Source organism: Streptomyces coerulescens, assembly GCF_042657965.1.
Lineage (GTDB): Bacteria > Actinomycetota > Actinomycetes > Streptomycetales > Streptomycetaceae > Streptomyces > Streptomyces coerulescens.
This window is the reverse complement of sequence record NZ_JBHSKM010000012.1, coordinates 204,150-217,507: the sequence shown is the minus strand read 5'-3', so window position 1 is coordinate 217,507 and position 13,358 is coordinate 204,150. Positions and strand designations below refer to the sequence as shown.

The 13,358-nt window shown below is 69.7% G+C and carries 13 protein-coding genes; 11 read left to right on the top strand and 2 right to left on the bottom strand.

All coding sequences use genetic code 11. The features are described 5' to 3' along the window. The first annotated feature begins 5 nt into the window (after positions 1–5). The 5 genes from ACFPQ9_RS20470 (at position 6) to mutM (ending at position 3,860) form a co-directional block, all read left to right on the top strand. Positions 6–1,151 carry a cell division initiation protein gene (locus ACFPQ9_RS20470; protein ID WP_380854824.1) on the top strand — a complete coding sequence of 382 codons (1,146 nt, stop codon included), beginning with the start codon at positions 6–8 and terminating at the stop codon, positions 1,149–1,151. Between the two features lie 138 nt (positions 1,152–1,289). After that, positions 1,290–1,934, top strand: a complete 645-nt coding sequence (locus ACFPQ9_RS20465; RefSeq protein ID WP_380854822.1) for a YceD family protein — start codon at positions 1,290–1,292, stop codon at positions 1,932–1,934. Between the two features lie 2 nt (positions 1,935–1,936). Next, entirely contained in the window at positions 1,937–2,110 is a 174-nt protein-coding gene (rpmF, locus tag ACFPQ9_RS20460; protein ID WP_003951102.1) for a 50S ribosomal protein L32, read from the top strand. 19 nt (positions 2,111–2,129) lie between these two features. Continuing rightward, positions 2,130–2,918 (top strand): ribonuclease III, encoded by a 789-nt coding sequence (gene rnc / locus ACFPQ9_RS20455; RefSeq protein ID WP_380855312.1) that lies wholly within the window; start codon positions 2,130–2,132, stop codon positions 2,916–2,918. A gap of 81 nt (positions 2,919–2,999) precedes the next feature. Continuing rightward, complete coding sequence (gene mutM, locus ACFPQ9_RS20450; protein ID WP_380854819.1) at positions 3,000–3,860, top strand: bifunctional DNA-formamidopyrimidine glycosylase/DNA-(apurinic or apyrimidinic site) lyase; 861 nt, start codon at positions 3,000–3,002, stop codon at positions 3,858–3,860. Here the strand turns inward: mutM and ACFPQ9_RS20445 are convergent. Then, positions 3,833–4,234, bottom strand: a complete 402-nt coding sequence (locus ACFPQ9_RS20445) for a winged helix-turn-helix transcriptional regulator (RefSeq protein ID WP_380854817.1) — start codon at positions 4,232–4,234, stop codon at positions 3,833–3,835. The two genes, mutM and ACFPQ9_RS20445, sit on opposite strands and share 28 nt — an antisense overlap. A gap of 107 nt (positions 4,235–4,341) precedes the next feature. Here ACFPQ9_RS20445 and ACFPQ9_RS20440 point away from each other — a divergent pair, with 107 nt between their 5' ends. Both ACFPQ9_RS20440 and ACFPQ9_RS20435 read left to right on the top strand, forming a co-directional pair. Next, complete coding sequence (locus tag ACFPQ9_RS20440; RefSeq protein ID WP_380854815.1) at positions 4,342–4,932, top strand: flavodoxin family protein; 591 nt, start codon at positions 4,342–4,344, stop codon at positions 4,930–4,932. A gap of 199 nt (positions 4,933–5,131) precedes the next feature. Further along, positions 5,132–5,563, top strand: a complete 432-nt coding sequence (locus tag ACFPQ9_RS20435; RefSeq protein ID WP_380854813.1) for a DUF7144 family membrane protein — start codon at positions 5,132–5,134, stop codon at positions 5,561–5,563. Positions 5,564–5,634: 71 nt separating this feature from the next. Here the strand turns inward: ACFPQ9_RS20435 and ACFPQ9_RS20430 are convergent, their stop codons facing one another. Beyond that, entirely contained in the window at positions 5,635–6,792 is a 1,158-nt protein-coding gene (locus tag ACFPQ9_RS20430) for a CAP domain-containing protein (RefSeq protein ID WP_380854811.1), read from the bottom strand. Positions 6,793–6,944: 152 nt separating this feature from the next. Here ACFPQ9_RS20430 and ACFPQ9_RS20425 point away from each other — a divergent pair, with 152 nt between their 5' ends. From ACFPQ9_RS20425 to ACFPQ9_RS20410, 4 genes are all read left to right on the top strand, one after another. Then, positions 6,945–7,226: an acylphosphatase gene (locus ACFPQ9_RS20425; protein ID WP_380854809.1), complete on the top strand. Its 282-nt coding sequence runs from the start codon at positions 6,945–6,947 to the stop codon at positions 7,224–7,226. Positions 7,227–7,606: 380 nt separating this feature from the next. Beyond that, positions 7,607–7,810 (top strand): hypothetical protein, encoded by a 204-nt coding sequence (locus ACFPQ9_RS20420; protein ID WP_030048901.1) that lies wholly within the window; start codon positions 7,607–7,609, stop codon positions 7,808–7,810. Between the two features lie 236 nt (positions 7,811–8,046). Further along, positions 8,047–11,658 (top strand): chromosome segregation protein SMC, encoded by a 3,612-nt coding sequence (gene smc / locus ACFPQ9_RS20415; RefSeq protein ID WP_380854807.1) that lies wholly within the window; start codon positions 8,047–8,049, stop codon positions 11,656–11,658. A 184-nt stretch (positions 11,659–11,842) separates the two neighbouring features. Then, entirely contained in the window at positions 11,843–13,258 is a 1,416-nt protein-coding gene (locus ACFPQ9_RS20410; RefSeq protein WP_380854805.1) for a sugar porter family MFS transporter, read from the top strand. Positions 13,259–13,358: the final 100 nt, after the last annotated feature.

Here is a 13,358-nt window from a genome sequence, read left to right as displayed (position 1 = left end):
ACACGGTGGACGTACAGAACAAGCTCGACGAGATCGTCGCGGCGGTCTCAGGTGCCCGGTCGATGCCGATGTCGGCCTCGTGCGTGGTCAACCGCGCCGAACTGCTCTCCCTGCTGGAAGAGGTCCGCGCGGCTCTGCCCGGCTCCCTCGCCCAGGCCCAGGAGCTGATCGGCGACCGTGAGCAGATGGTCGAGCAGGCCCGCCAGGAGGCCGAGCGCATCATCGGGCAGGCGCACGCCGAGCGCGGCTCGCTGATCTCCGACACCGAGGTCGCCCGCCGCTCCCAGGCCGAGGGCGACCGCATCCTCGCCGAGGCCCGCAAGGAGGCCGAGGACGTCCGTGCGGAGGCCGACGACTACGTCGACTCCAAGCTCGCCAACTTCGAGGTCGTCCTCACCAAGACCCTCGGCTCCGTCGGCCGCGGCCGCGAGAAGCTCCTCGGCACCGGTCCCGGCCTCGACGAGCAGGGCTACGAGGACGAGGACGCCCCCGAGCGCAGCCACGACCCGGAGACCCTGCGCCGCACGGCCGACCAGTACGTCGACGCCAAGCTCGGCGCCTTCGAGGCCGTCCTCGCCAAGACCCTGGAGGCCGTCGGCCGCGGCCGGCAGAAGCTGCACGGCCGGATCGCCACCGACGACCTCGGCGCCCTCTCCGACGATCTGAGCAGCGTCCAGCACTCCAGCGACGCCGACTACCTCGCGGACCTCGCCGCGCTCGCGGAGCAGGACGCCCCGGCCGTCCCGGCGGCCCCGGCCGAGCAGCCGGCGACGGCCGTACCGGCGCAGCCGCAGTACGACCCGCAGCCCGTGCAGCCGGCGTACTCCCCCACCTCCGGCTACGCTCCGGCGGGAGGTGCCCCCATCCAGCAGACGGACACCTACGGCGGCTACCCGCAGCAGCAGGCCTACGCCCAGCAGCAGGACCCGTACGGCTACCAGCAGGCCGACCCCTATTCCCCCACCTCCGGCTACGCTCCGGCGGGAGGTGCCCCCTTCCAGGGCTACGACGCCCAGCAGGCGGCCTACGACCAGCAGCAGCCCCAGCAGGCCGCCCAGCAGTCGTACGCCCTCGACGAGACCAGCCTCTTCGACACGAGCATGATCACACCGGAGCAGCTGAGGGCGTACGAACAGGGGCGCGGCCAGTAAGGGACCACCGGATTGGGCCGTGAGCGAAAGGTCCAGTATCCTGGCTCTTCGGTCGCGCGTACGTCCGCGATCAACGCTGCCCGGGAACACCGCAGGGCAGTGCCCCCCTGAGCTCAGCAGATCGAAAGCAGGAACGGCGTGACAGCCCGCCTCGACCACCGCAACCCTCTCGTGTTCGACACACACGAGCTGGGCCGGCGGCCCGGTGCGCTGCAGCGCCTGACCCGTACGGTCGACGCCCCCAAGGACTTCGGTGTCCAGGGAGTCGTCGGAGTGCCGGAAGGCGCCCCGGTGGAGCTCGAACTCCGGCTCGAGTCGGTCATGGAAGGGGTGCTTGTCACAGGCACCGCCCGTGCACAGGCCGAGGGGGAGTGCGTAAGGTGTCTGGAGCCGCTTCAGCTCGACGTCGAAGCGGACTTCCAGGAGATGTTCTCGTACCCTGACGCCGACGACCGGGGCCGCGTCCACGCGGAACCCGGCGACGACGCCGAGGACGACGAGGACAGGCTCTTTCTCGAGGACGGCCTGTTCGACCTCGAACCCGTGCTGCGCGATGCGGTGGTGCTCGCACTGCCGATGCAGCCGGTGTGCCAGGAAGACTGCCCCGGCCTGTGCTCCGAGTGCGGAGCCCGGCTGGCGGACGACCCGGACCACCACCATGACGCCGTCGACATTCGTTGGGCGGCTTTGAAGGGACTCGCCGGTTCACTCGGAGACGGCGAGAAGGACGAGATGAGCGGCGCCGAAGCGGAAGCGGGCGTCGACGAGAAGCAGGAGAAGTAGCCGTGGCTGTTCCGAAGCGGAAGATGTCGCGCAGCAACACGCGCCACCGCCGGTCGCAGTGGAAGGCTGCGGTCCCCACTCTGGTTGCGTGCGAGCGCTGCCACGAGCCCAAGCAGCAGCACATCGCGTGCCCGTCTTGCGGCACCTACAACAAGCGCCAGGTCCTCGAGGTCTGAGCGGCTGGTGAGAGGCACTGTGTCCACGCCGAAGAAGAACGCAGCGGACAACCAGGCCTCGTCCCACACGCTGTTGGAAGGGCGGCTCGGGTACAAGCTCGAGTCCGCCCTTCTGGTGCGTGCGCTGACCCACCGTTCCTACGCGTACGAGAACGGCGGTCTGCCGACCAACGAGCGGCTGGAGTTCCTCGGGGACTCCGTCCTGGGTCTCGTGGTCACGGACACGCTGTACCGAACCCACCCCGACCTGCCCGAGGGCCAGCTGGCCAAGCTGCGGGCCGCGGTGGTCAATTCGCGTGCGCTGGCGGAGGTCGGCCGTGGGCTCGACCTGGGCTCCTTCATCCGGCTCGGCCGTGGTGAAGAGGGCACGGGCGGCCGGGACAAGGCGTCCATCCTCGCCGACACCCTGGAAGCGGTGATCGGCGCGGTCTATCTCGACCAGGGCCTGGACTCGGCGGCGGAGCTGGTGCACCGCCTGTTCGACCCCCTGATCGAGAAGTCCTCGAACCTCGGAGCCGGCCTGGACTGGAAGACCAGTCTCCAGGAGCTCACCGCGACCGAAGGACTCGGCGTGCCCGAGTACCTGGTCACGGAGACCGGCCCCGACCACGAGAAGACCTTCACTGCTGCCGCCCGCGTCGGAGGCGTCTCGTACGGCACCGGCACCGGCCGCAGCAAGAAGGAGGCGGAGCAGCAGGCCGCTGAATCCGCGTGGCGGTCCATCAAGGCCGCCGCGGACGAGCGCGCCAAGAAGGCGGCCGAGAACGCCGCCGAGCCCGACGCGGACGCGTCGTCGGCCTCCGCCTGACCGAACAGCGCGATCCGAGCGCCCGTCCCGCCATGGGGCGGGCGCTCGGCCCATGTCCGCACGGTGTGTACGGGGGATCCCATGCCCGAGTTGCCCGAGGTCGAGGTGGTCCGGCGCGGCCTGGAGCGCTGGGTCGCCCATCGCACCGTCGCCGACGCCGAGGTGCTGCACCCGCGGGCCGTACGGCGGCACATCGCGGGCGCGGACGACTTCGCGCACCGGCTCAAGGGCCACCGCGTCGGCGTACCCAGCCGCCGCGGCAAGTACCTGTGGCTGCCCCTGGAGGACACCGCCCAGTCGGTCCTGGCGCACCTCGGCATGAGCGGTCAGCTGCTGGTCCAGCCGCACACCGCGCCGGACGAGAAGCACCTCAGGATCCGGGTGCGGTTCGCGGACGCGCTCGACACCGAGCTGCGGTTCGTGGACCAACGGACCTTCGGCGGACTGTCGTTGCACGACAACACCCCCGACGGGCTGCCCGACGTCATCGCGCACATCGCCCGCGATCCGCTCGACCCGCTCTTCGACGACGAGGCCTTCCACCAGGCGCTGCGCCGCAAGCGCACCACCATCAAACGGGCCCTGCTCGACCAGTCGTTGATCAGCGGCGTCGGCAACATCTACGCGGACGAGGCCCTTTGGCGCACCCGTCTGCACTACGAGCGCCCCACCGCCACCCTCACCCGCCCCCGCTCCCAGGAACTCCTGGGCCATGTACGGGACGTGATGAACGCGGCCCTCGCGGTGGGCGGCACCAGCTTCGACAGCCTGTACGTCAACGTCAACGGCGAGTCGGGCTATTTCGACCGCTCACTCGACGCGTACGGCCGTGAGGGGCTGCCCTGCAAGCGGTGCGGTACGCCGATGCGCCGGCGGCCCTGGATGAACAGGTCCAGCTACTTCTGCCCGAGGTGTCAGAGGGCGCCGCGCGTCTCGTCGTAGTTCCGGCGTGCTTCGAGCACGTCGTCCATCCGCCCCTCCACGAAGTGGATGAGGCTCAGCAGCCGCTCGGCGACCCCCCGTCCGAGGGGCGTCAGCTCGTAGTCGACCCTCGGCGGATTCGTCGGCTGGGCGTCGCGGCGCACCAGGCCGTCCCGCTCCAGGGCGTGCAGCGTCTGGGACAGCATCTTCTCGCTGACGCCGTCGACCCGGCGGCGCAGCTCGTTGAAGCGCAGCGAACCCTCGTACAGGGCGCTCATGGTCAGACCGCCCCAGCGGCCCGTGACGTGCTCCAGCGTGACGCGCGAGGGACAGGCCTTGGCGAACACGTTGTACGGGAGGTCCTGCGCCTCCATGAGCTCCTGCGTGGTGTCCATGACTGAAGCGTACTCGAACGCAGCGCTAACTGGCAGGTTGCACTAACTAGAAGTTAGTGCTTTCCTTTGGTCATCGCCAGTGAGCTGCCTATTTCAGGAGTACCTACGTGACCACCCCCGTCGTCTCCATCGCCTACCACTCCGGATTCGGCCACACCGCCGTCATCGCCGAGGCCGTCCGCACCGGTGCCGTCGAGGCCGGTGCCGAGGTCCATCTGATCAAGGTGGACGAGATCACCGAGGAGCAGTGGGCGATCCTCGACGCCTCGGACGCCATCGTGTTCGGCTCCCCGACCTACATGGGCACCGCGTCCGGCGCCTTCCACGTCTTCGCCGAGGCCACCTCGAAGCGCTGGGCCGAGCGTGCCTGGACGGACAAGCTGGCCGCCGGCTTCACCAACTCCGCGTCCAAGAGCGGCGACAAGCTGCACACCCTGCAGTTCTTCCAGATCCTGGCCGGCCAGCTCGGCATGCACTGGGTCAACCTCGGTCTGCTCCCGGGCTGGAACAACAGCGCCGCCTCCGAGAACGACATCAACCGCCTCGGCTTCTTCGCCGGCGCCGCCGCCCAGACCAACGCCGACCAGGGCCCGGAGGCCGTCCACAAGGCCGACGTGGCGACGGCGGAGCACCTGGGCCGCCGGGTGACCGAGACAGCGAGGACGTTCGCCCTGGGCCGCGCCGCGGTCGCCGCGTAGGCGACCGGCCGCACGGGCGCCCGTGCGCGGGCGCCCAGTGGCCGAAGAAGCGCAGGGCCGGAGGCCTGACCCGCCACAGTCCCTCGTGATGGTTGCACTCGCGGTGCCGGAGGATCGCGGTGATCCTGACAGTGGAGCGTGGTCGGCGTGGCATGGGCGTTGCGCGTCGGTGACCGCGCCGTACAGGAAGGTGGCGGCCATGGCAGTGATGCCGAACGAGGCACAGAGAGGACACGGAGGGTCAGGCGGCAGCGAAAGGCTCAGCGGCGCGTCCCTCTTCGCCGGAGCCGTGATGATGCTCAGCGGGCCGCTCAGCATTCTCATGGGGGCCTCGGGTATCGCCGACGACAACCTGTTCGCGGCGTCCCAGTACGCCTACCGGTTCGACCTCGCCGCTTGGGGCTGGATTCACATCGTGGTCGGCCTGGCGCTCGTCATCGCCGGCCTGGGGGTCGTGACAAACAAGAGCTGGGGGCGCGGAGCCGGTGTGGCGGCGGCAGGGATCAGCCTGATCACCCAGTTCATGTTCGTTCCGTACTACCCGCTGTGGGCCATCCCCATCATGACGCTTGACCTCTTGATCATCTTTGCGCTGACGAGGTTCCAGGTCGGAACAGACGGCGGTCGGTGACACACCTCAGCCCACCAACCTCCCCGGCCCGCATCCCGTCCGCTGTCCTGGCTCTCTGACCTGCGGTTGTCTCAGTAGCCGAAGTCCTGCGTCCACCAAGGGCCGCCGGCGCCGATGTGCACGCCGACGCCGAGCGTCTTGAAGTCGCAGTTCAGGATGTTGGCCTTGTGGCCCGGACTGTTCATCCAGGCCTCCATCACCGCGGCCGCGTCGGCCTGGCCGCGGGCTATGTTCTCGCCGCCGAGGTCGGTTATGCCGGCCTTCGCGGCCCGGTCCCACGGGGAGGCCCCGTTCGGGTCGGTGTGGTCGAAGAAGCCCAGATCGGCCATGGCCTCGCTGAAGTCCTGGGCGAGACCGGAGAGCGCGCTGTTGGCCGCGACAGGACTGCATCCCGCCTGCGCGCGCTCCTCGTTCACGAGCCTGAGCACCTCGGCCGCGGCGGCGGCCTCGGCGGACACGGTCACGGGGGTGTTCGTCTTCTCGTCGGACTTCGGCGGCTTGTTCGCCGGCTTCTCGGGCGCCTTCGTGGCCTTGCGCGAAGGCGTCTGGTCCGGCTTCTTGCTGGGCGTGGCCGACGGCTTCTTCGACGGGGTCTTCGTCGGCGCGGCCGACGTGGTCGACGGAGCCGGCGAGGTGGGCCGCCGGATGTCGCGGCTCGTCGTACCGCCGCTGTCGTCCCGGTCCGCGCTGCCCGAGGTGCCGCCCTGTTCGGCCGGGGAGTTGGTCGGGGAGCCGGCCGCCTGCGTACGGTCCGTGCCGCTGCCGCCGCCGAGCTGGTAGTTGTCGATGCCGGGCACCACGCCCGTGGCCACCGCGACCGTGCCGATGGCGACCGCCGCGGAGACGCCGAGCAGCCCGGTCTTCACCGGTGCGGCGGCCTTCTTCTTGCGGCGGCGGTGCGAGCCCCCGGGACGCCGGGCGCCGGAGTCGGGCGTGAAGCCCTCGCTCCGGAATGCGCCGGTCTCGTCGACCGGGAAGGCGGTGGTGTCGTTGAACCGCGCGTAGTCCTCCTCCGTGGCGAAGAGGTACGCGTCGCTTCTCGCGGAGGCCTCGGCGTACGCCTCCTGCTCCTCCTGGTGCAGATACGGCGCGATGCCCCTCACCGGCCGGCCGCCGGTGTACGAGTCCAGCGGGTCGTGGCCCTCCGTGTAGGAGCCGTCTGTATGTGTGACCCCCGTGGCGCGGCCCGTGGCGGCGCGTCCGGCGGCGGAGCGTCGGTGGCGTCCCATGTCCTGGCCTTCCTCGTCCCTGCGGTCTCAACGTCCTCACAGAACTCACACGATCGAGTGAGTTTCATATGAGATTCATTGGGTGGGGACGGTACCGCATGGCGCCAGAGGAAGGAGTGCCCCGAGAGACATTGGCCCGTTAGGTTGCAGTCATGAGCGAGGATGTGCGGTTGGTCGCCTGGGTGCGTGGACGCGTCCAAGGTGTGGGTTTTCGCTGGTTCACGCGGGCCAAGGCCCTGGAGATCGGCGGCCTGAGTGGTTTTGCTCTCAATTTGGACGACGGCCGGGTCCAGGTGGTCGCGGAGGGCCCCCGGGGCGGTTGTGAGGGACTGCTGGACTGGCTTCAGGGCAGCGACACGCCCGGGCGGGTGGAAGGTGTCACCGAGATCTGGGACACACCTCGCGGGGGTTACGACGGCTTCGCCATCCGTTGAGTCGTTTCTGTAAAGCCCCCCAGGCGTAAGCGGAGGGACCTGCCACCGGCAACTGCCCCGAGCAGAAATGGGCAGGTGGTTGCCAAGAACGGCTCGTGGTGGCAGGCTCCGCCCTTAAGGATGATCGCCACGCCCCGTGGGGCCCGCAGGAGTCGCCGCGTAGCCGTTTGTGGCCGTGTGCACCCGGGTTTGCCCGCCAACGGGGCGTGATCGTGTTGACCGTCAAACTTTTTGGTGAGACGCTGAAAGCCCCGCGCACCCTAGCTGTTTGGCGTGGCTGAACGGCAGCACAACTCCAGGCCTGCCAAGCAACCGCGGGTGCGATTCCCTCACGACCCACACCGCATCGGTCGGTCACTCAGTGTGGAGGACCATCCATCATGGCAAAGGCGCTTCTCGGTTACGTCGGCGGCTCCGACCCTCGACTCCTCGCCGAGATGCGACGGCTCCAGCAGCGTGTCCAGGATCTCGAATCCGAGCTCGGACGGATCCAGGCCGAGAACGACGCGCTGACGGCTGCCGCTTCTCACGACAGGATCATGGAGAGCATCGACGCACACCAGGCGGAGCCTGCGCTCACCTGATCACTGCATCGCTCCACAACAGCAACAGCAGTGGTTGGGCGGCCCGTATCAACCGCTAAGTTGTCAAACGGCTGGGTCTGCCAGCCGCGAGAAGTTGCAAGGGACGCTTCGGCGTCCCTTCTTTCTTTCCCCGCGCATCCTTTCACCCTCTTTAACGTCTGGTGTGCCCTGCACGTTCACCGGTGAAACCGTGCGTTCATGGAGCGAGACTTCCCCGGAAGGTAGAGTCCACCGGCGTGCACCTCAAGGCCCTGACCCTCCGAGGGTTCAAGTCGTTCGCATCGGCGACCACGCTCCGGTTCGAGCCGGGTATCACGTGCGTCGTCGGTCCGAACGGCTCGGGCAAGTCCAATGTCGTGGACGCGCTCAGCTGGGTCATGGGCGAGCAGGGCGCCAAGTCGCTGCGCGGCGGCAAGATGGAGGACGTCATCTTCGCCGGCACCACCGGCCGCCCGCCGCTGGGCCGCGCCGAGGTGTCGCTGACCATCGACAACTCCGACGGGGCACTGCCCATCGAGTACTCCGAGGTCACCATCACGCGGATCATGTTCCGCAACGGCGGCAGCGAGTACCAGATCAACGGTGACACCTGCCGGCTCCTCGACATCCAGGAACTGCTCTCCGACTCCGGCATCGGCCGCGAGATGCACGTCATCGTCGGACAGGGCCAGCTCGACTCCGTCCTGCACGCGGACCCCATGGGCCGCCGCGCCTTCATCGAAGAGGCGGCCGGCGTCCTCAAGCACCGCAAGCGCAAGGAAAAGGCGCTGCGCAAGCTGGACGCGATGCAGGCCAACCTCGCGCGCGTGCAGGACCTCACGGACGAACTCAGGAGGCAGCTCAAGCCTCTCGGCCGCCAGGCCGCGGTCGCCCGCCGGGCCGCCGTCATCCAGGCCGACCTGCGCGACGCCCGTCTGCGCCTGCTCGCCGACGATCTCGTACGACTGCGGGAGGCGCTGCGGACCGAGGTCGCCGACGAGGCCGCGCTCAAGGAGCGCAAGGAGGCCGCCGAGCAGGAGCTGAGGAAGGCGCTGCAGCGCGAGGCCCAGCTGGAGGACGAGGTCCGCCGGCTCACCCCGCGCCTCCAGCGGGCCCAGCAGACCTGGTACGAGCTGTCCCAGCTCGCCGAGCGGGTGCGCGGCACGATCTCGCTGGCCGACGCGCGCGTGAAGAGCGCCACGTCCGCGCCGCCGGAGGAGCGCCGGGGCCGCGACCCCGAGGACATGGAGCGTGAGGCCGCCCGCATCCGCGAGCAGGAGGCCGAGCTGGAGGCGGCCCTGGAAGCGGCCGAGCGGGCGCTGGAGGACACGGTCGCCCACCGCGCCGAACTGGAGCGTGAGCTCGGCCTGGAAGAACGCCGGCTGAAGGACGTCGCCCGCGCCATCGCCGACCGCCGCGAGGGCCTGGCCCGGCTGAACGGCCAGGTCAACGCGGCCCGTTCGCGTGCCGCCGCCGCCCAGTCCGAGGTCGACCGGCTGGCCGCCGCCCGGGACGAGGCCCAGGAGCGTGCCGTCGCCGCTCAGGAGGAGTACGAGGCGCTCAAGGCCGAGGTCGACGGACTGGACGCCGGCGACGCGGAGCTGGCGGAGCAGCACGAGGCGGCGAAGGTGCAGCTGGCCGAGGCGGAGGCCGCCCTCTCCGCCGCCCGCGAGGCGGCCACGGCGGCGGAACGCAAGCGCGCGGCGATCCAGGCCAGGCATGAGGCGCTGGCCTTGGGGCTGCGTCGGAAGGACGGGACCGGGGCGCTACTGGGGGCGAAAGATCGTATCAGCGGACTGCTGGGCCCGGCGGCGGAACTGCTCACCGTGCAGCCGGGGTACGAGGTCCCACTGGCGGCGGCCTTCGGAGCGGCGGCGGACGCGATCGCGGTGACGTCACCGTCCGCGGCGGCAGACGCGATCCGCCTGCTCCGTAAGCAGGACGCCGGCCGGGCGGCACTGCTCTTGGCAGGGGGCGCCGAAGACGCGCCCCAAAGGGGCGCGGCCAACTACGCGACCAGCCACGGCGAGCCGTCAGCCGCCCACTTGCCCGACACGGCACGCCCCGGTGGGCGCCCCGCCGCAGACCTGGTCCGCGCTCCCGCCGACCTCATGCCCGCGATCCGACGCCTCCTCCACGGCATCGTCGTCGTAGGCACCCTCGAAGACGCCGAAGAGCTCGTCTACGCCCACCCCCACCTCACCGCCGTGACCGCCGAAGGCGACCTCCTCGGCGCCCACTTCGCCCACGGCGGCTCCGCGGGCGCACCCAGCCTCCTCGAAGTGCAGGCCTCCGTGGACGAGGCCGCCGCCGAACTCGAAGAGCTGGCCGTGCGCTGCGAGGAACTCACCGAGGCGCAGCACGGGGCCACCGAGCGGCGCAAGGAATGTGCGGCGTTCGTCGAGGAGCTGGGGGAGCGGCGCAGGGCGGCCGACCGGGAGAAGTCGTCCGTGGCGCAGCAGCTCGGCCGGCTCGCCGGGCAGGCGCGCGGTGCCGCGGGAGAGGCCGAGCGGTCCGTCGCCGCGGCCGCGCGGGCGCAGGAAGCCCTCGACAAGGCCCTGATGGAGGTCGAGGAGCTGGCCGAACGGCTCGCCGTCGCCGAGGAGATGCCGGTCGAGGAAGAGCCCGACACATCCGTACGGGATCGTCTCGCGGCCGACGGTGCCAACGCCCGTCAGACCGAGATGGAGGCCCGCCTCCAGGTCCGTACGCACGAGGAACGCGTCAAGGGACTCGCCGGCCGCGCCGACTCCCTCGACCGCGCCGCCCGGGCGGAGCGGGACGCACGCGCGCGTGCCGAGCAGCGGCGGGCACGGCTGCGTCATGAGGCGGCCGTCGCGGAGGCGGTCGCCTCCGGCACCCGGCAGCTGCTGGCGCACGTCGAGGTCTCCCTGGCCCGCGCGGAGGAGGAGCGCGGCGCGGCCGAGGCCGCCAAGGCCCTGCGGGAACAGGAGCTGACGGCCGCCCGGAACACCGGCCGCGACCTCAAGGCCGAACTCGACAAGCTGACCGACTCCGTGCACCGAGGAGAGGTCCTCGGCGCCGAGAAGCGCATGCGGATCGAGCAGCTGGAGACCAAGGCGCTGGAGGAGCTGGGCGTGGAACCCGCCGGGCTCGTCTCCGAGTACGGCCCTCACCAGCTCGTGCCGCCGTCCCTGGCCGCCGAGGGCGAGCAGCTGCCCGATGACCCCGAGCACCCGCGCAACCAGCCCAAGCCGTTCGTGCGGGCCGAGCAGGAGAAGCGGCTCAAGGCCGCCGAGCGGGCCTACCAGCAGCTCGGCAAGGTCAACCCGCTGGCCCTGGAGGAGTTCGCGGCGCTGGAGGAACGGCACAAGTTCCTCAGCGAGCAGCTGGAGGACCTGAAGAAGACCCGCGCCGATCTGCTCCAGGTCGTCAAGGAGGTCGACGAACGCGTCGAGCAGGTCTTCACCGAGGCGTACTGGGACACGGCCCGGGAGTTCGAGGGCGTCTTCAGCCGGCTGTTCCCGGGCGGTGAGGGGCGGTTGATCCTGACCGACCCCGACAACATGCTCACCACGGGGGTGGACGTCGAGGCGCGCCCGCCGGGCAAGAAGGTCAAGCGGCTGTCGCTGCTCTCGGGTGGTGAGCGTTCACTCACCGCCGTGGCCATGCTGGTGTCGATCTTCAAGGCCCGGCCGAGCCCGTTCTACGTCATGGACGAGGTCGAGGCCGCCCTCGACGACACCAACCTCCAGCGGCTGATCCGGATCATGCAGGAGCTGCAGGAAGCCTCCCAGCTGATCGTGATCACGCACCAGAAGCGCACGATGGAGGTCGCCGACGCGCTGTACGGCGTCTCCATGCAGGGCGACGGCGTCTCGAAGGTCATCAGCCAGAAGCTGCGCTGACGTCAGCCAGAAGCTGCACTGACGTCGCCCTCTACGCTTTCATTCAAGAGTTGAACACATTCCCTTCACTTGGGCCCTTTCATGTCACATCTTCGACCCCTTGACTTCGGAATCTGAAGACATAGGGTCAGCGAAGTTGCTTTTGCCTTCACCCGGCAGCGTTGCCGGTGCCCGAGGAGTACACGTGACCAGCACAGCGCAGGCGTCCACACCAGGAGCCAAGGCGGCCCACCCCGAACATCTCGGGCACGTCATCTTCATCACCGCGGCGGCCGCCATGGGCGGCTTCCTGTTCGGTTACGACAGCTCCGTCATCAACGGAGCCAACGGCGGCATCCAGGACCGGTTCGACCTCAGCTCGGGTGTCACCGGCACCGTCGCCGCCAGCGCCCTGCTCGGCAGCGCCCTCGGCGCCGCGATCGCCGGCCGCATAGCCGACCGCATCGGCCGGATCCGCGTCATGCAGATCGCGGCGGTGCTGTTCGCCGTGAGTGCCGTAGGTTCCGGTCTGCCGTTCGCCGCGTGGGACCTCGCCGCCTGGCGTGTGCTCGGCGGTATAGCCATCGGTATGGCCTCGGTCATCGGCCCGGCCTACATCGCCGAGGTCGCCCCGCCCGCCTACCGAGGCCGGCTCGCCTCCTTCCAGCAGGCCGCCATCGTCATCGGCATCGCCATCTCGCAGCTGGTCAACTGGGCCCTGCTCAACATGGCCGACGGCGAGGAACGCGGCACCATCGCGGGCCTTGAAGCCTGGCAGTGGATGCTCGGCGTGATGCTCGTACCCGCCGTGATCTACGGCCTGCTGTCCTTCGCGATCCCCGAGTCCCCGCGCTACCTGATCAGCGTCGGACGCACCGCCGACGCCAAGAAGGTCCTCGCGGACGTCGAGGGCGACATCGACCTCGACGCCCGGGTCGCGGAGATCGACCAGGCCATGCGCAGCGACCACAAGTCGACGTTCAAGGACCTGCTGGGCGGGAAGTTCGGCCTGCTGCCGATCGTGTGGATCGGTATCGGCCTCTCCGTCTTCCAGCAACTGGTCGGCATCAACGTCATCTTCTACTACTCGAACCTGCTGTGGCAGTCCGTCGGCGTCGACCCGTCGAGCTCGTTCTTCTACTCGTTCGAGACCTCGATCATCAACATCATCGGCACCGTGATCGCGATGATCTTCGTCGACCGGATCGGCCGCAAGCCGCTCGCCCTCATCGGCTCCGTCGGCATGGGCATCTCGCTCGCGGCGGCCGCCTGGGCCTTCTCCTTCCAGAGCGGCAACGACCCGCTGCCGACCGCGCAGGGCTACGTGGCGCTGATCGCCGCCAACGCCTTCGTCCTGTTCTTCGCCCTGTCCTGGGGCGTGGTCGTCTGGGTCATGCTCGGCGAGGTCTTCCCGAACAAGATCCGCGCCGCCGCCCTGGGCGTGGCCGCCTCGGCCCAGTGGATCGCCAACTGGCTGATCACGATCACCTTCCCGGACCTGTCGGACTGGAACCTGTCGCTCACCTACGTCATGTACGCGGTGTTCGCCTTCCTCTCCATCCCGTTCATCCTCAAGTTCGTGCCCGAGACCAAGGGCAAGAAGCTGGAGGAAATGGGCTGACCGGCCCCCGAAACCCGGGGGGAAGGGCCAAGTCCCCGCTGCCCCTCTCCCCGTATCCCCGCCGCCGCCCCGGCTCGGCCACTGCCCGAGCCGGGGCGGC